The sequence below is a fragment of the Nocardiopsis sp. M1B1 genome (genome assembly GCF_052466615.1).
In genome coordinates, this window is the sequence record NZ_CP196194.1 from 6,602,728 (window position 1) to 6,627,457 (window position 24,730).

15 protein-coding genes are annotated in these 24,730 nt (G+C 68.3%); all 15 read right to left on the bottom strand.

What is annotated here, in order from left to right:
* Positions 1-217: 217 nt before the first annotated feature.
* Positions 218-4,219 carry a type IV secretory system conjugative DNA transfer family protein gene (locus ACSTA4_RS28635; RefSeq protein WP_444961780.1) on the bottom strand — a complete coding sequence of 1,334 codons (4,002 nt, stop codon included), beginning with the start codon at positions 4,217-4,219 and terminating at the stop codon, positions 218-220.
* A gap of 166 nt (positions 4,220-4,385) precedes the next feature.
* Positions 4,386-6,683 (bottom strand): hypothetical protein, encoded by a 2,298-nt coding sequence (locus tag ACSTA4_RS28640; RefSeq protein ID WP_444961781.1) that lies wholly within the window; start codon positions 6,681-6,683, stop codon positions 4,386-4,388.
* A 104-nt stretch (positions 6,684-6,787) separates the two neighbouring features.
* Positions 6,788-8,572 (bottom strand): AAA family ATPase, encoded by a 1,785-nt coding sequence (locus tag ACSTA4_RS28645; protein ID WP_444961782.1) that lies wholly within the window; start codon positions 8,570-8,572, stop codon positions 6,788-6,790.
* 371 nt (positions 8,573-8,943) lie between these two features.
* Positions 8,944-9,996 (bottom strand): AAA family ATPase, encoded by a 1,053-nt coding sequence (locus tag ACSTA4_RS28650; protein ID WP_444961783.1) that lies wholly within the window; start codon positions 9,994-9,996, stop codon positions 8,944-8,946.
* A gap of 40 nt (positions 9,997-10,036) precedes the next feature.
* Positions 10,037-10,525 (bottom strand): hypothetical protein, encoded by a 489-nt coding sequence (locus ACSTA4_RS28655; RefSeq protein ID WP_444961784.1) that lies wholly within the window; start codon positions 10,523-10,525, stop codon positions 10,037-10,039.
* A gap of 41 nt (positions 10,526-10,566) precedes the next feature.
* Positions 10,567-11,208, bottom strand: coding sequence for a hypothetical protein (locus tag ACSTA4_RS28660; protein ID WP_444961785.1), 642 nt, complete (start codon positions 11,206-11,208; stop codon positions 10,567-10,569).
* The gene (locus ACSTA4_RS28665) at positions 11,208-12,188 is read right to left on the bottom strand and encodes a hypothetical protein (RefSeq protein WP_444961786.1); all 981 of its coding nucleotides are present in this window, start codon (positions 12,186-12,188) and stop codon (positions 11,208-11,210) included. The genes ACSTA4_RS28660 and ACSTA4_RS28665 overlap by 1 nt, the downstream gene beginning before the upstream one ends.
* Before the next feature lie 137 nt (positions 12,189-12,325).
* Positions 12,326-12,976, bottom strand: coding sequence for a hypothetical protein (locus ACSTA4_RS28670; protein ID WP_444961787.1), 651 nt, complete (start codon positions 12,974-12,976; stop codon positions 12,326-12,328).
* Complete coding sequence (locus ACSTA4_RS28675; RefSeq protein ID WP_444961788.1) at positions 12,976-13,974, bottom strand: hypothetical protein; 999 nt, start codon at positions 13,972-13,974, stop codon at positions 12,976-12,978. Before ACSTA4_RS28675 ends, ACSTA4_RS28670 begins: the two co-directional genes overlap by 1 nt.
* 98 nt (positions 13,975-14,072) lie before the next feature.
* Entirely contained in the window at positions 14,073-15,623 is a 1,551-nt protein-coding gene (locus ACSTA4_RS28680; RefSeq protein WP_444961789.1) for a phage tail tip lysozyme, read from the bottom strand.
* Between the two features lie 348 nt (positions 15,624-15,971).
* Positions 15,972-17,267 carry a hypothetical protein gene (locus ACSTA4_RS28685; RefSeq protein ID WP_444961790.1) on the bottom strand — a complete coding sequence of 432 codons (1,296 nt, stop codon included), beginning with the start codon at positions 17,265-17,267 and terminating at the stop codon, positions 15,972-15,974.
* A gap of 164 nt (positions 17,268-17,431) precedes the next feature.
* A complete protein-coding gene (locus ACSTA4_RS28690) occupies positions 17,432-17,755 on the bottom strand; it encodes a hypothetical protein (protein ID WP_444961791.1) in 324 nt (107 codons plus the stop codon).
* Positions 17,756-18,032: 277 nt separating this feature from the next.
* Complete coding sequence (locus ACSTA4_RS28695; RefSeq protein WP_444961792.1) at positions 18,033-21,212, bottom strand: hypothetical protein; 3,180 nt, start codon at positions 21,210-21,212, stop codon at positions 18,033-18,035.
* A gap of 23 nt (positions 21,213-21,235) precedes the next feature.
* Positions 21,236-23,590, bottom strand: coding sequence for a hypothetical protein (locus ACSTA4_RS28700; protein ID WP_444961793.1), 2,355 nt, complete (start codon positions 23,588-23,590; stop codon positions 21,236-21,238).
* Positions 23,591-23,697: 107 nt separating this feature from the next.
* Positions 23,698-24,564, bottom strand: coding sequence for a hypothetical protein (locus ACSTA4_RS28705; RefSeq protein WP_130395715.1), 867 nt, complete (start codon positions 24,562-24,564; stop codon positions 23,698-23,700).
* Positions 24,565-24,730: the final 166 nt, after the last annotated feature.

The following is a 24,730-nucleotide window of genomic DNA, read 5'->3' on the forward strand; positions in this document are numbered from 1 at the left end:
TTCTCTCGTCTATCAGTCGTTTCGCTACCCCGTACTGTACCCCGGCACCGGGCTGCGCACTCGGACTCACCGCTGTCGGAACGGATGCGCCGCGGGCCGTCCGGGGGTCGGCCGCGGGCCTGCTGGTCACCGGTGTGCCGACCCGCCGAACACCCGGGGGCCGCGAAGGCCGGGGAGCCCGCCAGGGCCCCCCGACCCCTGTCAGCGGGCCTCCCGGCTACCCCTTGTCGCGCATCACGTCGGCCATCGCCCGGTCGAACTCACCGCGTGCCAGACCCAGCCAGCTCTCCTGCTCGGCGAGGAACTCGTAGAAGGCTCCGTGCACGCGGAACCCGTGCAGGTCGGCGAGCTGCTCCGGGTCCTCGGCGAACACCCGCTCCGCCTCGTTCTCACTGGCCTGCTGGAGCCGTCGCATCGCCTCGGACTCGTCCTGGCTGGAGATGTAGACACGCGAGCCGTCGGCGCTGCGCAGCGAGCCGTCCGTGCCCACCGAGAAGTGGGCGCTGTCCTGTTCGAGCAGGGGACGCGCCGTCTTGTACGCCTCGATGATGTGCGCGTCCAGCGGACCGTCCAGTGCTCCCGCGTGAGGTCGCGAGGGGTCGGAGGAGAAGTGGACCAGCATGTCGCGGCTGACGAGCCTGTCGGCGTAGCGCAGCTGACGGAACCCGTCCATCCTCGCCTGCTGGTCGTCCACGGCCTGCTGGGTCGCCAGGTCGTACTCCCAGGGCATGTCCAGGTCGATGGCGCCCTCCAGGTCCTCGAGGTCGACCTCGTCGGAACCGCCCAGGTCGTGCTCCTCGGCGTAGGTCTCGCCGCGTGCGGCGTCGACCAGCTCCATGACCTCGTTGGCGTAGGTGTCGGGGTCCAGTCGCGCGACGTCCACCTCGCTGAGGTCGTGCGCCACCTTGTACTTCTCGCGGCATTCGGCGGTCAGTTCGGCCTGCTGCATGCGCTTGGCCAGCATCGCCTCGAAGTCGGGCTGGTTCATGCGCACGTCGAAGTCCATCGCGCTGGACAGCGTCGGGATGGTCTGGAGCGTGTAGTCGTGCCCCGGGTGCGCGATCGTGTCCTTGAACATGCGCCACGACATCGGCAGGATCGTCTCGTTGCGGTTCCACACCGGCGGGTCGCCCGCCCGGAAGACGATCGAGTTGCGCTCGGAGATGAAGGCCATGTCGTTGTAGGAGATGACCGGCTCCTCCTTGGTCGACATGGTGTAGGAGACCTTGCCCTCCACGCTCATGCCCTTGACCAGTTGACCCTTGTCCTGGGTCACGGTCTTGGAGTCCATGTAGGTGGTGTGGCGCTTGCCGGACATCTTCTCCAACGTGTCGAGCATCGAGTCGTCGGTGCTCTTGAGGAAGACGATGTTGGAGGTGTTGCCCTGCACGATCTTGTCCACCGACTCGCCGTAGACGTCGCGCAGCTGCTGAAGGGTCTGGAGGATGAGCGTGAACTGCTGCTCCTGACCCAGCCCGATCGAGAGCATCGTCTCGAAGCCGGAGATGCCGTGTCCCTCCGACTGGAGGTTGCCCAGCTCGTCGAGCATGAAGCGGGTCTTGTACAGGGGTTTCTGGTTCTCCTTGGTCATGTACGACTTGTCGAAGTTCAGGTCGACCAGTTGTTTGACCAGGATGAGGATGAGCTTGGCGTACTTCATCAGGTGCGGCGGAGTCACCAGGAACACCATCTTGGGCTGTTCCGAATAGCGCACCATCGTCTGTGTGATCGCCTTGGCCTGGCTCATCTCCTTCTCGGGCAGGTCCGCGGTGATGTTGGTCAGCCGCATCTGCGGATAGGTGGTGTGCCCGGGCGCGAACGAGCCGTCGTCCTGTTTCCTCAGCTCCAGCAGAATGCCGTTGCGGATGATCTTCTCGCCGGTCACCGGGTCGGTGACGTAGAACCGGCCGTTGAGCGAGGTCTGGTAGTCCTTGGTGAACTTGAAGTGGAAGGTGCGGATGAGCATGCCGGTCTGCGGGTTCAGCAACCGCAACCGGACGTAGGCGACGTTGCCGGAGAACTTGCCCTTGAAGTAGTAGCGGGCCCAGCCTTCTCGGGAGACGATGTCCTCGTGCTCGAAGTCCCCGCCGAGCGCCTGCTCGAACCTGTCGTCGGCGTAGGCGTCCCACTTGGCCTGGGCCCCGATCAGGTGGTCGCGCTTGAGGTAGTTCACGGCGAAGCGCACGCCCATGCGACGCGGGAAGCTCAGGCCCCCCAGGTCGGTGTTCTGGCTGGGGGTACCCGAGGTGAGCGTGGAGATCGTCGGGTCGGTGAAGAAGCTCATCGCCGTGATCGCGATACCGTAGACGCTCGCCAGCATCTTCTCGGCCGCGCCCATCGCCCGCAGCGCGTTGTCGGCGTTACCGACCAGGGTGCGCATCGAGTTGGTGGGCAGCGCGTTGGTGGCGTTGAAGAACAAGGTGAGCATGTCCAGCTCCTTCTTGTCCTCCCACAGGAACGTCCTGCCCTCGGCCTCCTTGAGCGCGGCCTCGGCCTCCTCCTCGCGGAACGTGCCGTCCTCCAGGCTCCCGAACTCGCCCCTGCGGACCCTCTCCTCGGCCAGGTCCACCGGGTTCTTCACCTTCTTGGCCGAGAGCTGCACGAACAGCTGGTAGCAGTTGTACAGCGTGACCTTGCCCCACTTCTCGTCGAGCTTGGTCTCCAGCACCTTGGGGTCCATGTCCACCCGGGCGGCGTAGGCGCGCAGTTCGCGCTCCTCCTCCAGGTAGTAGTCGATGAGACCGTAGGCGGCGCGCTTGAAGGCGTTGTTGGCGGCGTTGGGCCACACGGGGTCCTCTCCGCCGTCGAGCGGGAAGAAGACGTCGGCGATGTTCTCGATGTACATCGCGCACTTGGTCGAGTCACCCTCTCGGGCGGCTTCGGCGGCCATCCCGAGCGGGTTGTAGATGTCGGTCTTCATCGCGTTGATGAGGTTGAACTGCACCACCTGGAAGCCGCGCATCGTGGCCCGCACGTAGTGCTTGACCAGTAGTTCGCCCTTGGGGTCGTTGATGACCATGTTGTTGGGCTGCTTCTCGCGCAGCCACATGTCGATCATCGGTTCGATGTAGGTCTGCCCCTTGCCGGCGCGCGTGATGGCCAGCACCATGGTGTTGACCGGGGCCGTGTCGACGATGTACGCCCCGGCCGGACGCTGCACCTCGTACTCGGGGAACTCCCAGTCGGCGTTGATCATGTCCGCGACGGTCTTGTGCTCTCCGAGCTTGGCGCGGTCCTTGCCGTCGGGGTTGTAGGGGATCCTGGTGGTGTCGAACCGTTTGCGGATGTTCTTGTCCTTCGGCAGACCGGAGGCCTCGAACAGGTCGTCGCCGAACTTCTCGTCGATGAGGGGCGTCCTCCTGGTGATCGCCCGGTCATCGTCGTCGCGCAGGATCTCACCCTTGTGGTAGTCGACGTCCCCGTCGGAGTCGAGCACGTCCTCCTCCGCGCGCTGGGCGACCTCGATCGACTTGAGGCCCTTGCGGCTCGCCATGACGTGGCTGATCATCGAGGAGGGCTGCACCGAGCTGTGCGCGCCCACGTCGGGGAACCAGTCGAACTTGCGGACGACCTCGTCCGGCAGGGCGATGTGCTGGTCGCCGTGGTACTGGTTGATGTCGCTGGTGTCGTGCAGCAGGTTCTGCGCGTCCCGGTTGCGCATGAGCAGCAGGTAGGCGATGCCGAACGCGGCCAGGCCCGCGCCGAGCGAGACGGCGAGCTTGAGCCAGGTCAGGTGGAGGAACCATCCCAGGGGCGCGTCGGGTTCGCCCTCGCGCGCGGCCTCGGTCTCCGCCTGCTGCGCGGCGACGTCGTCGAGCACCCACTGCGGCGGGTTCTCCAGGGCCTCGCCCTCGGTGCCGTGGCACGGCTGGTCGGGGATCGCCTGCCCGGCCTCGTCGAGGACGCGGTAGCAGTACTGGGTCGCCGACAGCCTCTCACGTTCGACGAAGTCGGGGACCGCGGGCCCGCCGAACGAGGTGGCCATGGCGCTCACCGTGAACTGGCCCACCGACCACAGCGCCCACACCAGCACGGCGACGAGGAGGCCTGCCGCGACCGCGAGGACGGTACGCGAGGTGCGGGTCCGTTTGCGTTCGATGCGGGAGCGGTCGAGCTGCTGGGATTCGTAGATGTCGCGATTGGCGAGTGTCTCCTCGGCCTTGCGCGACGAGAGCTTGTCCCACGCACTCGCTCTGGGACTGGAGCCCCTCCTGGCCATGAGGTGTGCCTTTCTGTTGACGCGTGCGCTTCGATGCGCTCATTCCATTGGTTTATCAGGGGATATGGCAGCTTTTCAGGGTGCTGCGGGCCAATGTGAACAGGGCACCGCCTCCGTCGTTGAAGTAGGTGCCCTGCTCCGAGACGCACCGTGGTGCGCGACTGCCCTAGAGGGACCACACGGGGAGAACCATCGCGCTGGCGGCACCGGTCGACCCGTATCCGATCGTCCAGCCGAGGATCACGCCCACGGCGATGGAGATCAGCACCAGCACAGCGGCCAGGGCCAGGAGGAGCTTGTTGAAGCGGCTGTGGATGTGGTTGGTCCGCTTCAGCTCTTCTGCGTAGGAGCGCTTGTCGCCCTCGAGTTCCTCGATCCTGCCGCGGTACTGCCGGTGCATGCCGTCGGCCATCTCCTGCATCTGCGCGTGCAGGTCCGTGTACAGCTGGTGGGCCGAGCGGAGCTTCTCGTCCCTGATGTCGATCTCGTGCCTCCACTCCCCCTCGCGTTGGCGCAACCGCACATCGGCCCGCTCGCGGTCGCGCTCCAGCTCGGCCTCCAGCCTGCGCGCCTGGTTATCGTGGTCGGCCTTGAGCTTCTCCACCCGGCTCGTGTGCTCGGCCCGCATCTCCTCGACCCGGTTGTCCAACCGCAGCTGTTCGGCCAGCGCCTTGGCGCGGACGATGTCGTGCTTACGGTTGTCGTCGATGAAGCGCGTCACCTTGGCGTTCCACTGCTTCAGCAGCTCCATCTCCGCTTCGCGCTGCGTGGCTTCGCGCTCGGAGAGGAGACGCAGAGCGCGCGTGGCGCCCAGTTGCATACGCGTGTGCGCGTCCTTGCGGCGCATCTCCAGCACGAGCTGACGTTGGTGGGCGTAGCGTTCCTCGTTGCGGCGCTCGACCTCGGGGGCCACGTCGGCGATCTTGCGCTCCAGCTCCGGACGGAACCGGTCCCAGAACGCCTGTCTGGCCTGGGCCGCGGCGACCTCGGCCCGCTCGTCGGCGTCCTTCTCGTAGCGCCGGGTGATCTCCGCGCGCTGGGCGCCGACCTCCTCGTGCGCTTTGGCCGTGAGAGCCGCGAACTCCTCCTCGGCCGCCTTCGAGAGCATGTGGTAGACCGAGCCCTCGCGCCGTTCGTCGACCTCGCGCATGACCGACTCGGCGTGCAGGCTCATGGTCTCGACGAAGAACTGGCGCAGATCCCTGCGGTGGTCGCTGTGCAGCTTCTCCAGTTCGGTGTTGGCCTGCTCGGCCATGAGGGCGACCTGCTCGCCGAGCCAGTCCGTGGAGTTGTCGGTGAACTCCAGCCGCACCGACGGTGCCCGGGTGTCGAACGTGGCCTCGAAATCGGCGAACGGGATCTCCAGGTCGAGGTCCTCGGGGAGGAACCGCCGTGCGACGGTGAGCCGCACCTGCTCCTCGGTGAACTCCCGGTCCCGGTTCTGCTCGGCGTAGTGCTGCCAGGAAGGAGCCCGCCCCCCGCCGCCGCCCGGCACGGGGCCCCCGCCCTCGTGGTCCTCGTCCTCGTCGTCCACCGCGTCGTCGTAGCCGTCGGGCCCGTCGTCGGCGGGAACCTCGAAGGCCGGCGACATCATGTCGTCGTGGTCCGGCTCCCCGTCGACCGGGTCCCCGAAGCCCGGGTCCTCGTCGAACATGTCCGCCGGGAGCGCCCCGCCGACCAGGGGGTCGTCCTCCGGCCCCCCGTGGTCGACGGCCTCGAACGGGGCGGGCGCCTCGAACGCCGGACCGGCCGGGGGAGCGCCTCCCTCGGCGGCGGCGCGGAAGGGCCGCGGCGCCGCGGCGGCGGTGTCGGCGGACGGGACGGCGACAGGGCCGTTCGCGGCGTCCGCGGGGGTCGCGGTCGTCTCGATGGCCTGGGTCCAGGCCCACGCCTGCGGCAACCGGTCGGCCAGGCTCCGGCTGCCGTTGGAGATGCTCACCGCCTCGGCGTAGGAGACCGCCTCGTCGATGACGGCGTTGACCAGCAACTCCTGGCGGTCCTGACTCGGGCCCAGGACCATCCAGTAGTACGTGGCACCGGTGAGCAGCGAGTACTCCCCCATGCGCTCCAGCGTCTGGGGGGTGGGGATGATGCCGAGGACTTCTTCGTCGAGGAGCTGACGGGTGGTGATGGTCTGGATGTGGTCGTGGTTGATGAGCTCGATGAGTGAGCCCTTGGCCTCGTCCCTCTGCTGTTTCTTGCTCAGCCCGCCGATGTTCTCCACCGGCAGGGCCAGGGCCACCCAGGAGTTGCCCCCGGGCAGGACGAAGAGGTCGTTGCGGCTCAGCAGGTCGATCGCGGCGTTGACGGTGCTCTCCCGCACCACGCTCGCCAGCATCTCCTCGGGCTTGCGCCGCTTGGCGCGCTTCTTGCCGTCACCGCCCGGCGATGCGGCCTGCTCCGGCCCGCCGGAGGACGTGCCGTCGACCGTCCCCTTCTTCCACATGCCGTCGATGAGTCCCATCGGCACATCCTCCCGTTCTGACCATGACGCATCGATTCAGCTCATTTATCAGGCTACATTAGGCATCTGTCACCCCATGGCCCGTTGCTGTCCCACATGCCGCCTCATCGCGCGGCGGCCACCTCGATGTGGGATTCGCTCTTGAGAAGGCCCTTGTCCTCGCTGCGCATCGTGCCGCGCACGTCCACCCGCAGGACCCTCTCGTGCGAGTAGGCGTTGACGAACGCGGCGATGGCGGTGGTGACCTCGTCGGTCATCTTCGCGATCGCCGCGCGCGCGCCGCCCGCGTTGGAGTCGGTGTCGGCGTGGTCGTCGATGAGGTACTGGAGGACCCGTTCGGCGATCTCGACCCTGACCCCGTGCTTGACCATGACCTCGCGCCGCATCTGGCGCAGCTTGTTCTTCACGATCTTGCGCTGGGTCTCACGCGAAAGCGGCTGGAAGGGGACGATCGCGTCGATACGGCCCAACAGTTCGGGCGGGAACTTGTTGTCGCCCTGCGTGGTGGAGATGGAGCGTCGGATCTCCTTCATCTTCTCCACCAGCTGTTTGCCCGAGCCGCTGTCGTCCACGTTGTACTGGGCGATCGTCTCGTAGATCTCCGAGCCCGCGTTGGTCGTGAGCACGATGTAGGTGTTGAGGAAGGACACCTGGCGGCCGTTGTCGTCGGAGAGCCTGCCGTCGTCGAGCACCTGGAGCAGCACACGCGTGATCGCCGACGCGGCCTTCTCGATCTCGTCGAACAGCAGCACCGCGTGCCCCATGTCCCACACGCGCTTGGTCAGCTCCGAGCGGAACAGGTCCAGGGACTCCTCGCGTGCGAACTCCGACATGTCGAAGCGGATCAGGTGGCGCTGGTCGTCACCGAAAAGCAGCAGGGCGAGCTGCTTGGTGAGTTCGGTCTTGCCGACCCCGGAACTTCCCGTGAAAAGAAAGGAGGACATGGGCTTGGTCTTGTCGTTCAGGTCCGCGACGCACAGTTGCAGCCTTTTCGCCACCACACTGGTGGCGAAATCCTGGGAGAACACCGCGCCGTCGAGCTGCTTCTTGATCCGCACCGCGTCGACGCGGAAGGCCACGTTGACGTTCGTCGACTCCATCAGGACGTCCGCCAGCAGGTCCCGGTCCATGGGGCGGCCGGTGTGACGGTGCCAGCCCACCATCGAGTCGAGCACCAGGATCGACTTGCGCGGCTGCGTCGAGGCCGGGATGTAGCGGTTGGTGTACTCGTAGATCAGTTCGAAGATGTGGTCGTCGTAGAACTGGTCGGCCACCCCGTAGCGCTTGGCCATCCCCTTGAGGATCTCCACCGTGGTCTTCTGGCCGGGGGGGTTGACGTTGATGCGCTGGAGGCGTTCCATGAGCGGCTGGTTCGGCGCCACGTACTTGTGGAACTCGTCGAAGGTCGTGGCCGCGATGACGCGGATGCCGCGCGCGCCGGATGCCGCCAGAACCGGCTTGAGCGCCTCGACGGAGGCCGCGCTGAGCTGTACCACCTGGTGGAACTCGTCGATGAACAGCACCAGCTCGACGTGTTCGTCGGCGCTGAACCTCTCGGCCTCGTCGAACAGGCCCTTGAGCAGCGCCGCCATTTCGTCAGGAGTGCTCAGCCCGGCGATCATCCTGGCCAGGTCCACTTCCATGTACACCCGTTCGGTGTCCTGGAGCATCGCCGCCTGGACCAGGGCGGTCTTTCCCGCTCCGGCCGGGGCCAGCAGGAGGGCGTTGCACAATTCGGGCCGGGCCATGGCGGCCATGAGCTGGGATATCTCGTGCTCGCGGCCGACGATCTCGCGTTCGGGGGCTTTGAGGGGGTCGCTGTACCGGGCCAGCTTCGGGTAGCGCTCGTTGATCCTGTCGTCCGGGGAACCGTCCGGCGTGGTGAACAACTGCTACCGCCTCCCCGGACGGGAGAAACACGAACTCATCTCGCCCTTGCTCATAAACAAGTGTTATCTCGATATTTTATGCGTAGGTGGAACCAGGCGCAAAGCACTTTTTGCCATGGCCGAAAACGTGACCAAGAAACCCTTCCCGTGCAGGTGCACGTCGTCCCCCGGATGTGCGCGAGGGAAGAAAGGACGGCGTCGAACACGGCCGGGGCCGCAACCGCCGGAGCGCGCGCTCGCGGACCGCGGTGGACCGGACGCGAGGGCTCCGGCACCCTCCCCCGCGCGGAACCTCGGCGGGCCCGGCCGGGCGGCCGGTCGCGGCTTCCGCCCCGCGCCCCTGCGCTCCGCCGGCGCCTGTCCGGTTCGGCTCAGGCACCGGGTTGGTAGTCGTCGGTCTCGTCCTGCCTCTCGGCCGCGGTTCCCTGGAAGACGCCCCTCGTGCGGGCCGGGGCGACACCGGCCTCGGCCGTGTCCTCGGCGTCTTCGTCCAGATCGAGGAAGTCGTCCTCGAAGGCCGTGGCCCGCGTGTGTCCGGTGCCGTGTTCCGGGGCGTCCACCGGGGCCTCCTCGGCCCTGCTCGACAGCGCCTGCTCCACGCCGGGGGCGATCCGCTCGCGCAGCACCCCTTCGGGGGCGTCGGGGTCGTAGTCCACGCCGGGCCTCTTCGTGCCCTCCTCGGCCCGGCGCCGGGACTCCACCTCGTTCATGAGCCGGTCGAACACACCCTCGGGGGCCTGCCCGAACCGGTTCAACGCCGTGTCGCGGTGGGCGGGCCCCGTCGGCCGGCGGTGCTCGACGTCCTCGAACTCCTCGTCCGCGAACAGGTCCCGGATCGCGCCCGAGTGCGTGGGCACCAGGTGTTCACTCCCGGTCGGAGCCTGCTGCTCCGGACCTTCGGAGGAGTAGTTCGGGAAGTACTCGGCGAGGTTGTAGCCGCTGGTCTCCTCGGTGAGCACGGCGCTGTTCTGGTCGCGCACGTCGACGAACACCACCGGGGGCTGCGCGGTGCTCTCCGGTGCGACCACGAGGAAGTCCGCCTCGGCGGGCAGTTCCCACACGATGCCGATCATCGACTCGGGCACACGGAAGCGGGTGCCGAAGTAGCCCTTGCGGACCAGTTCGGTGAGCTGGGCGGAGTCGAACTCGTAGAAGGCGTCGATGACGGGTTCGGCCCCCCGGCGGAAAGGCAGTTCGGTGATGCCGTAGGGCAGCTCGACGTCGGGCTGGACCTGGACGAGCCGCCCCCGCAGGTGCAGGTAGGGACGGTAGTTCTGGTCGGCGTCGTGGTGGAGGATCGAGACCGTCTCCATGCGCACGGCGATGTCACAGGGCACGGCGCGCAGGGTCTGCACGTCGGCCTTGCCGTGCCGTGCCAGGCGGTGGAACCAGGGGTCGGTGATCCGCAGGGGCGCGATCTTCATGCGGGGCGTTTCGCTTTCGTGTGGGGGTTCTGCTGACCTGTCAGCGACCGGTGCCGTCGGTGGCCGGTGCGGTGTCCGCCCCGTCGCCCAGCAGTGCGCGCCGGGCCCTCTCGCCCAGACGGCGCTGGGCCAGCCAGAGCGAGCGCACCACGACCAGCACCAGGACGAACACGAGACCGATGAGGAACAGCGACGGCGCCAGCCAGTGCACCAGTTGCAGCTCCAGGGGAGAGGACGGGCCGACTCCGGTCCCCGTCGACACCACGACGAACGTGTTGGGCACCACGGTCACCGCCGCGAACATCGCCAGCACGTAGCTGGCCAGGCCGGAGGCGACCACGAGCCCCGCGCGCACGGCCGCCAGGACCGAGCGCGCTCCCGGCTCCCCCACACGCGCGCGGATGCGGGTGCCCAGCGGCGCCGCGGCGGTGCCGGTGTCGGCCTGCTTGGCCTCGGCGGCCCGTTGCGCGGCGCTCTTCCTCGTCCGGGGTTTGCGCTTGTCCTCGGCCCCGGCGGCGGTGGTGTTCATGGGCTCTCCTGTCTGGGAGTGGCGTTTCGGGTGTGCGTGCGCTAGGAGCGTTCGGGGACCCCTTCGGTCCAGTGGGCGTCGATCCCGGTGATCGCGCCCCCGGTGTCGGTCGACCACGCCACCGACAGCGACGCGATCGGCCCCGCCTCGTCGTCGGCTTCGTGGACCTCGACGAAGCCGAAGTAGGCGTAGGTGGTGCCTTCGACACCGACCAGCACCGGCTCGAACGGTCCCAGCCTCGCCTCCGAGGCGCCGTCCAGTCCGGGGACGCCGTCGCGGACCAGGTCCTCGAACAGGGCCGGGAGTTCCTCGTCGCTCGGCACGGTCAGCGCCGCCGAGACGGCCTCGCCCTCCACGACCGTCCCGCGCAGCAGAGCGTGCATGGCCTCGCGGTCGTTCTCCAGCCGTTCGACCCGGACCGCCGACGAACGCCCGAGGGCTTCGGACCAGACGGCGTGGAACTCCTCCTCGGCCTCCTCCGCCTCGGCCAGGCGTTCGTCCACCAGGGCCGCGACCTCGGCGCGGTCGGCGTCGTGGCCCGAGGACGCCGACCACAGGAACAGACCGCCCACCGCCAGCATCAGGACGGCCACCCCCAGCGGGGCCCAGGACAGGGCGCGCCGGATCCTCTCGCGGCGGATCCGGCGCTCACGCTCGTAGGCCTCGATCTCGGCCAGGCTCATCACTCACCGCCCTCGGGCTCGTCGCCACGTGTTTCCTCGCCGCTGTCCTCGCCGCTGTCCTCGGCGGAGCCGTCGGTGTCGTCCCCGCCGCCGTCGGCGACCGTGCCCAACACCAGGTCCTCGAACTTGTTGACCTCCGGGTCGTACTGGCCCCGAAGCCAGGCGACGGTCCGCCCCGTCTCGTCCTCGACCAGGGTCCAGACCATGCGGATCGCCGTGTCCTCCTCGAAGACCTGTGCCTCGTGGGTGGTCCACGTGTACCCGGCCAACGAGGAGTCTTCGTCGAGGGTGGGTATCCACGAGTGCCATTGGCTCACGGCGTTGAAGCCGTCGGAGTCGCGGGCTCCGGCGGCGAAGTGCGGCGTCAGTTTCCTCTCCAGGCCTCCGACGGCGCTCTCGCGCAGCCCTTCGGCGCAGGCGGTGCGCTCCTCTTCGGTGTAGTCACGGCTGCTGGGCGGCGGGTCGTCGAGGTAGGGGGAGCACTCGTCGCGTTCGCCCAGTCCCGGCGTCCGCGCCGGCAGGTCGTCGACGTCGATCGGCCCGGAGTGTTCGAGGTAGGTGTTCTGCGCCGCGGCGACGTTCTCACCCGCGGTCGTGGCCTGGAGCAGCCAGCGCTGGGCCTCGTCGCTGCCGGGCACGCCCTCGACACCCCGCTGGGCGGCGGCGATGCGGTCCTGCGCGTCGAAGCCGTCCTGGGCCTGCTCTTCGAGTTCGGCCTCGTGCTGGGCACTGACCGCGCCCGCCATGGCCATCAGCACCAGTGCGCCCAGTGCCGTCAGGACGGTGGCCGACCAGTACCCGACGCGGATCAGGACGGCTTTGGGGCCGGCGGTCGAACGCCGCGGCCGGGGAGCCTCCTCCCGCTGCTGCTCCCGCTCCTGTTGCGCGTGGGGGACCGCGACCAGGCGTCGGGCCAGGCGGCTGCCCTGGTCCGGCGCCGGCGCCGGGGGCCCGCTGGGCTCTTCCCTTCCGTCGGTCACGTCGACCTCCTCCCTCCACCGGTGATAGCGACGTTCGGTTTTTCCTCGTATATCAACAAAATTCTAGCACCGCGGGGTGACGGTCCACTCGCGCCGGACTCCGGGCCGAGTCGCCGTACCGCCGGGTCCGCGCGGCGTCACTCGGGACCCGAGGAGCGCACTCGGGACGTGGAGGCGTAACCCTCGACGTTCGAGACGCCACCGTCGCCGTCGGTGGTCAGCAACACCGTCGACACACCGTGGGCGCTGGCCTGCCCGTCGTCGGAGCTGCTCCGCACCTCGACCAGGATCAGGTAGCTGTACTCGGTGCCCCGTACCGACAACAACTCGGTGCGGAAGTCGTTCACACGCGAGTCCAGCCCGAGAAGGTCGATGAGCGCGTACTCGGCGCCCTCCGCGTCGACGTTCACCGTCGGCTCGGGCAGGAACACGGTCATGAACGGCGAGTCCTCGTCGAGGCCGTAGACGGTCATCATGGCGCTGCGCGCGTCGACGTACTCGGCGTGGCTCTCCCACGTCAGCGCGGTGTCCAGCACCTGGTCGATGAGCTCCTCATCGGCGTCCAGCCGTGCGTGGTCGGCGCCCAGGACCTCGCCGGAGACCTCGCGCTCCCTCTGGACCTGCGCCTCCTCCAGCCCGGCCCTGCGCGCCAGGAGTTCTTCCATCCGCTGCTCCTGGTCGGTCAGGGCCGCCTCCTGCGCGCCCCGTGTGGCGGCGAAGGAACCGCCGGCCACCAGTAACAGCGCGGCCGCGGTCAGCGGGAAGGCGTTGCGTCGGACGAACCCCATCAGTCCCGGCCCCCCTCGTCCGTGTCCGCCTCGTCCACGGACAGGTCACCGATCGTGGTCTGGCCGACGTACAGGCTGTGGAAGGTCCCCGCCTCCGCGTCGTAGGTGCCCCGGGCCCAGGCCAACAGATCGCCGCTGGACTCGTCGCGGTTGAGCCAGGCCACGCTGACGGCTCCCGGTGTTCCCGCACGGGGCGTGGCCGAGACCAGTTCCCAGGAGTTCAGCGACTCCTCTGCGTACTCACCGCGGCCCTCGTCGGCGTAGCGGATGTACCAGGGGAAGAGCACGTCGATCTCGCCGGGGCCGTAGGGGACGTCCGCGCCGGGGCGGTAGGCCTCCTCGTCCTCGATGATCCGGGCCGACTCGTCGAAGTAGTCGACGAGTCGGCCGCGGTGTTCGCCCACGGGCGCGAACGCCTCGCCCGCGTCGCCGTCCCCCGACAGCTCCACGTCGTTGAGGTCGGCGAGGATTCCCTGGTAGGCGTTCTGGAGCTCGGCGACCTCCTCGCCCTTCCGCCTGGCCTGGGCCACGGCCTCGTCCAGCCGCCCTTCGAGCGCGGCGGCGTCCCCTTCGTCCCACGAGGCGTTCTCCAGGGCTCGGACCTCGCCTTCGAGCAGGGCGATCTCCCGGTCGTTGGCCTCGCTCCGGACCTGTGTGATGTCGGTGCTGGAGGCGGCCAGCGCCCCGGTTCCGATGGCGCCGACCATCAGGGCCCCGCCCAGGCTCAGGCGGGCGACCCGGCCCGCGTCGCGCCGGAGCTTCCGCCCGCCGCCGCGCTGCTCCGCGCGCTCACGCCTGCGCTCCCGCCGCCTGGCGCGGCGCTCGCGCAGCATCTCCTGCACGTCGTCGCCGGTCATCCGCCTGCGGTTGGCGCGCTGCTTGGCCTGGTAGGCGTCGAGGCGCTCCATCACCTCCTCGCGGTTCATCTCGCGCCAGGGCTTCTTCGGCGCCTCCCGCGAAGCGCCGTCACCGCCGCCCGATGCGCCCTCGTCGGCCATCGCCGCGCTCCTTTCCTGCTGGTCCCCGGTTCCGACGTGGAGAGGGCCCCGGCCCTTCCCACCGCTCCTCTTCGTGGGCGGGCCCGTTCCGGGTCCGGCTACATGAAGTCGTCGGGCCCCACGCTGACGTGGATGTGGTCGATGTGGTCCTGCGTGTTGTTCCCGCGCCCGCTGGCGTCCCGCGTGGTCTCGTCGCTCCACGGCCCGACCGGATCGTTTCCGGCAGCCCACTTGCGGCCGTCCCACAGAATGCCCTTGATGTTGAACTCCTCGGCCCGCGGAATGAGGTAGTCGACGATCGTCATTCCCGAGTCGTACATGTCATCGCTGGGAACGGAACCGAGTGGCGCCATCATGTAGTCGATGGCCTGACCGTTGTTGTGGTTGCTGCCGGGCTCGTCACGCTGACCGCCGGCCGACAGGAAGAAGCCGCCGAACTCCTCCTGGAGGTGCTCGTGCAGGCGGCAGGCGTCCGGGTGCATGCGTCCCAGGGAGTCGCAGGGGATCTGCTCACCGGCCGAGACCACGCCGCCCCTGGACCCGTCGACGTTGGCGGTGCGGCACTCCTGGACCACGGTGTTGCGACGGTTCTGGTTGGCGGCGTCGACCGTGGTCTGGGCCTGGTCCAGGATGGAGCCGGCCCGTTCCTCGTCGGCTTCCCAGGCGTCCAGCTTGGCGAACCACACGGCGGCGTGCTCCTGGCGTTCGACGAGCCGCGGCCGGTTCACGGAGACGTCCAGCGACAGGCCCTCCCACTGGACCATCCAGTCCCGGGTCGACTCGTCGATCGAACCGGAGGAGTCCTCGATGAGGTCCTTGACGAACCGCACGCGCGCGGGGTCGTCGTCGGAGATCATGAAACTGAGCTGGGTTTCGAGCTCCCACCAGTCTCCTCCGGTCCGGTCGGCGTAGTCGGTGAGCAGCGTGTTGCGGCCGTTGGTCCACTGCCCCAGCCCGATGCCCACCAGGTCGATGGCGGGCCAGGTCGCGGCGTAGTCGGCGTCGATCAGCTCGACCTGGAAACCGTTCTCCTCCGCCTCCCGCTTGAGCGGACCGATCTGGTAGGGCTCGGTGTAGATCGTCTCGACGGCCGTGGGGTCGATCGACGACTCGTGCTGGAAGTTGCCCAGGACGCCCGCGATGTTCTCGTCCTGCATGCCCATGCCCGCCAGGATCGAGTACACCTCCTCGGCCATCGCCTCCATGTCCTCGGCATCGGCCTGGGACTGGGCGCCGTCGTCGATCTCGCGCACGGTCGCCTCGGTCATGGGACGGCAGTCCGCCGGCATGGCGTCGCGCTGGGCGACGGCCTGGCTCTCCTGGACGGCGCCCACCGTGCCGACGGCCACGCTGACCACGGCCATGAAGGCCGCGCCGAACGAGGCGATGGCGCCGGTCACCGCGCTGACGGCACCGCCCACCGCCGAGGCGATGGCTCCGCCCACGGCGAGGAAGAAGCCCGCCACCGCCTTGACGGCCGTGACCACCAGAGTCCAGAGCAGGTTCAGCAGGTTCATGATCATGGCCGCGATCGCGGCGAACAGGCCCTTGAGCCAGTTCAGGAACATCATGAGGACCATGAGCTGGGCGCCGACGCCCACGGCCGGGACCGTGGCGACCGCGCCCGCTCCCTTGGCCACACCCCTCATGTCTGATTCGGGGCCGCCCTTGGCCGCCTCCGAGGTACCCCCGGCGCCCAGCGCGGGGGAACCCCGGCCCGCGGCTTCGGCCGGACCCTTCGTCGGGTCCGGCGCCTGTTCCGGTCCCGCCCCTCCAGCTCCCGGCCCGCCCTGGGCACCACCGGTCCGGGCTACGTCACCGGGGTCGGGCTCTCCCTTCCGGGCGGCCTGACCGACCTGGTCCGACGCACCCGAACCGGGACCCGGGGGCTGCACGCCCCCCGCCCCGCCACCACCGGTACCCGCCATGGCGTCCTCTCCTCTCGCCTCTGGACGCCTTCGTCCGCGTTTCCCGCACTGCGCCCGTACCGCTTCGCGTCAGTAGGTGAGAAGAGCCTCCTCGCCCGCGTTGACCGACCCGGACGAGTCGACCCCGCGCAGCGTCACCTCCAGATCCAGCAACTCGCTGTAGGAGTCGACCTGGTAGGAGGTCTTGAGGCGGTGGTAGTCCTGGTAGGCCTGCGTGGTGTTGTTCATGATGTCGGTCAGGGGTTCCATCGCCTGGCTCGTCTGCCCCTGCTCCTTCAGGTCGTTGCCGTCGGTGAGGAGCCACTCCATGTCGTTGGCCGAGAACCCGGCGTTCTCCTCGTCCTCGGCGCGGGCCTTCTCGCCGAGGAACGTGACGTAGGAGGTCTCGTCCGCGGGCATGACCGCGTCCAGGTAGCCCTCCTCGACCGAGCCCGAGCGCCAGTCGAAGTCGTATCCGCGGGGGTCCACCCAGTCGGTCTCCAGCGCGAGCGTGGACTCGGTCTCGGCGTCGGCCGGTTCGCCGGTCACGGCGTCGCCGTCGACCTGCACCGGCACCTGGGGCGGTTCGATGAACACACCGTCGACGTTGACCCGGCTCATCTCACCGTCGTACTCGTCGATCCGCGCGAGGACGGTGCGCATCTCCATGAGCTGCTCGTCCATCGCCGCGCGGATCTCCTGCTCCTGTTCGGCGACCACAAGCTCGTAGTACAGGGCGGCGGGGTCGACGCTCTCGCCCTCCAGCGAGGCCGCCTCCTCGGTGCCCGAGGCTCCGGGGTTGACGAACAGCCGCCACTGGTCGAACTCGGTGAAGCTGCCGTCGTCCTGCAGGTCCTCGCGGAGCTCGCGCCCCGTGCCCTCCTTGTAGACCAGCTCGCTGTTGGCCCGCAGGGTCAGGCTCGCGATCTGCTGCTCGAACGGCGCGTCGGACTCGAGCACCACCCCCAGGTAGCCGGTGGAGCCGAACACGACGATCGAGCCGGTGATGGCGGTCGCCAGGGCCTGGGTGTCGAGCTGCTCGTTGGAGCCGGTGAGGAAGGCCTGGTAGTTGGCGGCGTCGGTCGAGAACGATCCGGCGGCGGAGTCGTCGAACCGCATGAGGACCAGGGCGCGGGTGCCCTCTCCGTTGGTGTAGACCCCGTCGACGGTGCCGGACAGTTCGGTCCTGGACGTGGTGAAGGAGGCCGTGTACAGCGCCGTCTCGTCGAGGCGGGCCCTGTTGTTGGCGGTGGCCGAGACGATGGTGCCCACCAGCAGCATCGCGAACGTGGCGGCGACGACGCTGGTGATGACGCCGAACCGCTCGATGGCGTGGTGGGGCCCCAGCTTCAGCTTCGCCGCGTATGTCTTCACGGTCTCTTTCATGCAAGCCCTTCTGCTGCTCCGCTGTCAGGTGCGCGTGGTCTGCCACCGCCTCGGCAGCGCCGTCCCGGCGGTGTAGGGCGTCCCTGGATGCAAGAGAGGGCCGACGGCCTCGTCGGCCGCCGACCCTCCCGCATCCGCCGATCGAGGCTCGGCCGGGCCGTGGGTCAGAGAAGGCCCTGGAGGAGGATCATGCCGCCGCCCAGGTCCTCGATCGTGGTGCGGCCGCCCGCGGCGATGTTGGAGATGAGGGAGAATCCGCCGACCATGAGCGCGCCGCCGACGAGGATCAGGCCGATGATCTTGATCCAGCTCGTCTGGTCCTGCTGCGAGGCCATCAGCTTCTTGATGAGCAGGACACCGCCCCACACGACGCCGACGGTGCCCATCAGCCCGAGGAGGCCGCCGCCTGCCACACCCACGTATTCGCGGGCGTTCTCGAAGAAGGAGACGAGGTCCCACCCCGCAGCGGGGAGGTTGGTGATGTTCATGCTTGTCCTTGTCCTGTTCGGATCCGACGCACAGCGCGGGGCGAGGGAAGGCGCAGCGGGGCCCGGCGGAGTCTACTGAGGGGGTCTACTGGGGTTTGCGGGGGTACGGGTGCGCTCGGGGGTTCTGGGGCGATTCTAGCCGTCGAGTACAGGCGTCAACAACTCACTTCTACACATTGTCAGCTGAAAGATGAGGGTAAACGACACCCGTTCAGAGCAGGGGGTTCCCGGGCGAGGGCGGACCCCGGCGGTCCCCGCCCTCGCTCCTCGTCAGTGCCTACGTCCTCCTGTTCCTGCCTCCGCGCGGCTTGCCCGAGTTCCCACCGGCGTTGCCGGTCGGAGGAGCGGAGCCGTTCGGCTTGGGGCCGCCACCGGACTTGCCCCCGGTACCGCCGCTCGCCGTACCCGCGGTGTCGGACACCGCGCGCCCGGCTTGCGAGATCTGTTGTCCTTGTTGGATGCGCCGTTGGTGCTTGGGGTTCGGAGCCTGGTTGTCGAGAGAGGACTTCCCGGCGTTTTCCCTGTGCTGATCGGCCTGGGCATTCTTCGCCATGGCCGAACCGCCCTTCTCCGCGGCCTTGCCCCCCGACTCGGCCGCGCCCTTGGCGTCACCGGCCGCGCCGCGGCCGAAGGCGATACCGGCGTGGACGCCCGCCTCGGCGCCGTCCTTCACCGCGCCGACTCTCGCCTGGTCGGACTGCCTGTAGTCGTCGGCGGACTGTTGCGCGGAAGCGGCCGCGACGTCCAACGCGTCGCCGCCGTCGCCGACCCGGGGGTTGTCAGGATCGGAGGGCCCGGGGGCGTCGCTGCCCGGCGGGAGCGACAGGCCGTTGGATTCGACCTGTCGACCGATCTCGGCCTCCCGTGCGGCGTCTCCTCCCTGGCCGCCGGGGTCCAGCCCCGGACCCGACTGGCGGCCGTCCTCATCGCCGCCGCCCTCCGGCCCCTCCAGCACGCCGTCGGTGTCCACCTCGCCGCTGACACTGGTGTCGTTGCTGCTCGCCGCCGCGGTGCTGATGCCCTCGGGGCCACCGCCGTTGGTGCCGCCCGCGTTCGGGCCCTTGCCGCCCTGGGGGGCACCCCCGCCCAGCATCCGGTTGGCCAGCGCCGAACCGGTACCCGCAGCGGCTCCTCCGGCCATGGCGGGCATCAGGCCCCCGCTCCTGCCCCCGCCCCCGGGGGGCCCGATCTGGGAGTCGGTGAGCTTCTCGACCAGCTTGGTGGAGGCCTCCTCCACGGCCTTGACCAGCGTCTTGCGCAGGCGCATCGCCATGATCGTGAAGAGGATGACCACGATGATCGACACCAGGGTGACGATCATCGCGATGAATCCTCCGGAGACCAGGAAGGCGATCATTCCCGCTTCGTCGCCGTCATCGCCGTTGTTGAGGACCTGCGAGAACGGGATCTCGATGATGCTCGGGATGCTCAGCAGGAACTCCTGCACAAACTTGTACAGGAAGAGTGTGACCACGACCTCCATGATCATCGCGATCGTGTAGACGATCACCTTCGCGATGCCCGCGATCGCACCCAGCGTCGCGAACGGGATCGCCGTCATCAGCTGGAAGCTCCTGCGGATGTTGCCGATCACCATCGCGATGGCGTAACCGAAGCCGATGGTGATGAACGCGCCCAGCAGCACGACGGCGTTGAACCAGTACACGAAGCTCATCGTTCCGGTGCCCACCATCGACACCGAGTTGTGGATGGACCGGGTCGCCTCGCTCGTGGTCTTTCCGGAGGAGTAGGCCGTGTAGGACGTCGGCCCGAAGTCGGTGTTGAGGTAGTTGTACATCGCCAGCGGCGAGAGGTTGCACGCCTCGGGGGAGCCGTTGGTCGTGGACAACCTCAGCCCGCAGTCGCTGACGTCTCCGTTGGTCCAGAAGGTGACGTTGTCCGTGTGCTCGTCATGGGCTGCCGTCAGTCCCGTGTCGCTGGCCACCCAGATCAGGGGGTTCTCGGCGACCTTGACTTTGTTGTCCTCGACGTTCACGACGTCTTCCGGATCTCCGATGTACTCGTCGAACCAGTCGCGCGCGTTGCTGCAATCAAGCTCCTCCTCGGGGCAGCCCTCCCTGACCGCGCTGGGCAGGGTCGCCTTGGAGTTGTTCTCAAAGGACGAGGCGTTCACATGGGCGTTGCCGATGTACCGCTCGAGGATGCTGGTGACCTCGGCGTACGTCGTCTGGGTGAACGCCGATTCGTCGCTCGCCAGCGCGCTCTCACCCCATGAGCCTTCGGGATCGGTGCCCACCGGGTCGAGCCCCTCCAATCCCAGGACCTGGGCGTTGATCAGCAGCGCCAGATCGCGCACGCTCGCCTGGGAACGCCCGGAGGGGGCCTGTCGGTGGTGGTCCCATTCGATGTACACGCCGTGGGCACGGTCGGGTACGCGCAGGCGCTGCTGCGTCACCCAGCCCTCGAAGTCGACGAAAGTGGAGAGCACCACGCGCGTGGAGCCGGAGTTCCCCTCGTCGGTGGCCTGCTCCATGGCGTTGAGCGTCCCGGTGTACATCGAGCCGAGCAACGGCAGGCCCAGGCCGAGAAAGAGCAGGCGGATGAACAGCTTCTTCAGCCCCGAGCCCTTGTCGAACTTCTTGAACATCATGATGCTGAACAGAAAGACACCGATGAACAGCGGGACCATGACCGTCCACGACAGTTCGACCAGGACCAGGTACCAGGAGCCGATCCATTCGGAGAGGCTGCCGAGGAACCCCGGCGGCCCCTCGCCGCCGGTCATGCCGTTGGCGAACTCCGGGCTGAGCACGAGGATCGCCCCGTAGAACAGCTTGAACGGATTGAGCCAGGTCAGCGCGTCGATGACGACCGACCACAGGGTGTCGACAGCGGATGCGGCCATGTACAGGATCAGGATGATCCCACCCGCGATCGCGTTGAAGAACCCGAGCGAGAGCCCCGTGCTGGTGGAGTCCAGTCCCAGCCCGTTGAGCGTGGCGCCGAACAGCGCGTACTCGCGCGCGCCCTGCACCCCGAGGATCCCCGCTTGGTCGGTGCCGATCAGTGCGCTGTAGCCGACGCTGTCCGAGGACTGGGCCGTGCTCGAGTTGAGCCATCCCATGATCGGGTTGTAGTCCGAGTCGGCGTAGCCGAGCAACGACCCGGCGCTGGCAGGGTTGGCCAGGAGCTCGTCCCAGTTGGCGTCCCCGTCGCCCTCGTCCTCCGAGTCCCCGTTGTTCAGGCGGATATCGCTGTCGGGCTCCTGTGCCGTGGAGAACAGGGCCGTCAGCGACGAGGAGAGCCGGTAGAACGACAGCTTGTCGATGTCGACTTCGCCCTCGTCTGCGTGCGCGGTACCCGTCGCGCCCAGTACAAGCGTCAGCGGGAACACCAGCACCAGTGCCCACACGACCAGGCGCGCGAGGGCACCGGAGCGCTTCCCGCTGGGAGGCACGCGTCGCCGTGCGCGCGAGGGGGCGCCTTGCTCCATCATCCGTTCCTTCCCTCTCGCGTCGGTCACTGGTCCCGTTGGGTGCGGGCGCCCGGCTTCGACTGGTCCCGGCCCTGCTTGCCGGAGCGCCAGGCCGGCTTCCGGCCCGGTTTCACGCGCTCGGCGCGCAGCCGCGCCTCGGCTCCGGTCTCGGCCACGCGCTGAGCCCTCTCCTCGGCCATGTCGCCCTTGGCGGCCATGACCGCCGAGGACTGCTCCCGCTCGCTCGGCCCGCGCCGGCCGGCCCTGAGCAGTTCGGCCTTCCGCTCGGCGCGGGCCGGGTTGACGCCCAGTGCCAGGTCCAGGTGGAACACGACGTTGGTGTGCCCCCGTCGCAGGTAGGCGAGGTTCTCGCCGCGCGTGGTCACCAGGCGCTCCAGGTCGGGCGGGATGTCCTGGTGCAGCTGGCGCTGGTACTCGGTGACCGTCGCGTCGCGCATCGGCCCCAGCACCGTCCAGTCGGCGGCGTCGAAGCGGTTGAACGCCGAGTCGGCGAGCATCCTGTCGACGTCGTTGTAGAGGTAGGCGACCCGGCCGCCGCGCAGGAACAGGTGCTCGAACTGTTCGGCGAGGTAGCCCTTGACGCGGTCGTCGATGTTCTCGGCGCCGTGGATGATCACCGTGTCGCCCAGGCCCAGGTTGTCGACGGCGAAGCCGATGACGTTGACCAGCTGGGCCATCGCCACCCCCTTGCCGCGCTTGAGCAGCCGGGAGAAGTCGTAGAGCACCCGGCGGGCGTCGGCCACCCCGTCGATCTCGTCGTTGGTGTGGGTGTTGAACAGGTCGCCGTTGTTGTCGAGCAGGTCCTTGAAGACCAGGCGCAGGATGTTGTAGGCGTGCAGGGCCTCGTCGTCGCGGGCCCTGGAGTTGGCCAGCGCGCGGTACTGCGTGTCGAAATAGGTGACGATGTCCTGGAGGCGCGGCACCTGGGTGTGCGGCACGCCCACCACCCGCAGCCGGTTCCGGTTGTGCTTGGCGTTGCGCGCCCACATGCCCTTGTCGATGTAGAACTGCGTCAGCGTCTCCTTGAGCGAACCGCGGATGATGGAGCGGTCCTGATCGGTCGTCTCGTAGGCCTGCTCGGCCATGAGGACGACCTTCTCCAGGTGTGCCGGGAAGATGCTGAGCTCGTTCTCCTGGGCGCCGAACATCTCGAACATGTTGATGTCGCCGGAGTTCATGTCCAGCCGGGCGGTGAGGGAGTCCAGGCGCGGACCCAGATCGTCCAGGCGGGCCCCGTCCAGGACGACGTGCACGGTGCGGGCGTTGGACAGCAGGGCGGCCTGGGAGATCTTCGATCCCCACATGTCGGGCACGTGCGCCCGGTCCAGCACCGGGTTGACGGTGTTGTCGGCGACGACCACGTGGTGGTCGTAGGCGTTGACGTCGAAGAGCACCGCGGAGTTGTTGACGTCGCCGACCATGAAGCCGACGTACTCGCCCGCGGGGTCGTTGAGCCCGTTGGTGACCAGCGAGTGGGACCCGGCGAACTCCACGCTGGTGAAGTGGAAGCCCCTGCCGCGCTTGCGTTCGTTCTTGCCGAGGAGGTTGCTGAGCTCCTGGCGCTGCTCGCCGGGGTAGGCGGCGACCTTGAGGGTGCCGAACCGGTCGATGTACAGGCGGCCGATCCGCTCGACGGCGTCGTCGAGGACCTCCAGGCTGGGGGCCTTGACCAGGAGGCGGTCGTGCACGTGCAGGTAGCTGGCGCCGTCCTGGATCTCACCGGAGAGGATCTCGATGTCGTCGCTGACCTTGGCGGCCCTGCGCCGCGAGCTCATGGTGCCCGACTGGGCCTGTTCGCCCTCCTCCAGGCGGTCGAGCTTCTCCGCGGTCTTGATCCGGTCCTCGATCCACTTCTCGCCCATGCGGCGGACCTGTTCGAGCACCACGACCGTGACGTCCTCGGGCAGCCCGGCGGGGATGCGGTTGATGCCCCAGAACGCGCCGAAGTCGTCACGGGCGCCGTCGTCGTGGAAGAAGCCGAGGATGCACGCGTGGTGGTCGTCGATCTGGAAGTAGTCGCTGCGGAAGACGTAGCGCTCGCGCGGTTTGAGCGCGAGCAGGTGCGGGTGGTCGTCGAAGGTGCCGCCGAGCTGGCGCTCCTTCTTCCGCTCGGCGCGGCGCTCGGCGGCGCTCATCCCCTCGGTCGGGTCGTCGTCCCGCTCGTCCTCGGCGACGTCCCGTTCGGCGGCCTGGTCCCCGTTCTCCTTCAGCCTGGAGAACAGGGTGCCGGAGAACGGGGTGATCTCGGCGCTGTCCTCGTTCGTACCGGGGGCGGTCCCGTCCGTGCCCGCCGACGCGCGGTTGCTCTTCGAGAGCGCGCCGGGCAGGTGCCCTTGCGAGGTTCCGGTCGCGCTACCCCGATACCGTGAGTCGGTCATCCGCGCCCTCCACTTTCCTCTCGTATATCAGCTTTTACTTCGCCCTCTACGGACACGGCTCCCCGCGGTCGCAGAAAATCCTGCGCCTTCAGGTCACCGGGACCGCTCTACCTCGCGGCGGTGTAGACGGTCCGCAGCATGTCGTAGAGGTCGTTGGCGTCGAGCATCACGGCCTGCTTGATCATGAGGCTGGAGCCCTCGGCCTCGGCCCGCACCAGGGCGTGCGCCCGGCGCAGCGCCTCCAGGTTGTCGCCCTTGATCACCAGGTACTGGTGAATGGAGGTGAACTGCCCGCCCACGTAGTCCTTGAGGATCGAGTACCGCTCGTCGAGCAGGTCGAACAGCTCGGGGTCGCGGATCTCGAGGTTGCGGTTGAGCAGTTCCAGGTTGCCGAGCTGGCGGTAGACCCGCTGGGGCTCCTTGGTCGTGATCCAGATGAACTCGGCGTTGGTGTCGACCTTGCGCCAGAAGGCGTCGACCCGGTTGAGGATCGCCTTCTTGTCCTCGTCGAAGACCAGCACCGAGGCGGACCCGACGACCAGGTAGGCCTGGCCGACGCTGCCGTCCAGCCACTCGATGTAACCGGTCTCGTCGACGCTCTTGACTCCCAGCACGGAGTAGAAGCCGCTGGGGTTGGAGCCGCGCCGGGTGATGACGCGGCGCGCGGGCCGGGGCAGGTACTCCAGAAGCGCGGGCAGGGACGCGAAGCGCATCTCCTTGGTCTTGGAGTACTGACCGAAGAAGGCGGTGGTCGCCAGCCACCAGACGACCACCAGGAGGATGAGCCACCAGTCGGCGCTGGAGACGAACGTGGAGGTGGTGACCCAGAACAGGAGCATCAGGGAGCCGGCCCAGAACAGGATCACCTTCATCGGCAGCGGCCGCATCTGCCATCCGCCACCGGCCAGCGCGATCTCGTGGTCAAGGAACGACCGATCCAGGCTGGTGGGGATCTTGAAGACGCTCTTGGCCATCGTTCAGATACTCCGCTTCTGCTCGTCTACGAGCAACACCTTACAGTTGGGGTCGGACAGTGGCAGCTGCTCGACCACCTGTGCACCACCAGCACCATCCGGCCCACCAGGGGCCGGATCCGGGCCGATCACCGAGCTGATCGGCTGCTGTCGGATCCGCTCCGGC

Coding starts and splice junctions, on each gene's coding strand:
- ACSTA4_RS28680 (WP_444961789.1), bottom strand. CDS start 15,623: ATGAGGGGTGTGGCCAAGGGAGCGGGCGCGGTCGCCACGGTCCCGGCC.
- ACSTA4_RS28635 (WP_444961780.1), bottom strand. CDS start 4,219: ATGGCCAGGAGGGGCTCCAGTCCCAGAGCGAGTGCGTGGGACAAGCTC.
- ACSTA4_RS28675 (WP_444961788.1), bottom strand. CDS start 13,974: ATGGCCGACGAGGGCGCATCGGGCGGCGGTGACGGCGCTTCGCGGGAG.
- ACSTA4_RS28690 (WP_444961791.1), bottom strand. CDS start 17,755: ATGAACATCACCAACCTCCCCGCTGCGGGGTGGGACCTCGTCTCCTTC.
- ACSTA4_RS28670 (WP_444961787.1), bottom strand. CDS start 12,976: ATGGGGTTCGTCCGACGCAACGCCTTCCCGCTGACCGCGGCCGCGCTG.
- ACSTA4_RS28705 (WP_130395715.1), bottom strand. CDS start 24,564: ATGGCCAAGAGCGTCTTCAAGATCCCCACCAGCCTGGATCGGTCGTTC.
- ACSTA4_RS28695 (WP_444961792.1), bottom strand. CDS start 21,212: ATGATGGAGCAAGGCGCCCCCTCGCGCGCACGGCGACGCGTGCCTCCC.
- ACSTA4_RS28650 (WP_444961783.1), bottom strand. CDS start 9,996: ATGAAGATCGCGCCCCTGCGGATCACCGACCCCTGGTTCCACCGCCTG.
- ACSTA4_RS28700 (WP_444961793.1), bottom strand. CDS start 23,590: ATGACCGACTCACGGTATCGGGGTAGCGCGACCGGAACCTCGCAAGGG.
- ACSTA4_RS28660 (WP_444961785.1), bottom strand. CDS start 11,208: ATGAGCCTGGCCGAGATCGAGGCCTACGAGCGTGAGCGCCGGATCCGC.
- ACSTA4_RS28685 (WP_444961790.1), bottom strand. CDS start 17,267: ATGAAAGAGACCGTGAAGACATACGCGGCGAAGCTGAAGCTGGGGCCC.
- ACSTA4_RS28655 (WP_444961784.1), bottom strand. CDS start 10,525: ATGAACACCACCGCCGCCGGGGCCGAGGACAAGCGCAAACCCCGGACG.
- ACSTA4_RS28640 (WP_444961781.1), bottom strand. CDS start 6,683: ATGGGACTCATCGACGGCATGTGGAAGAAGGGGACGGTCGACGGCACG.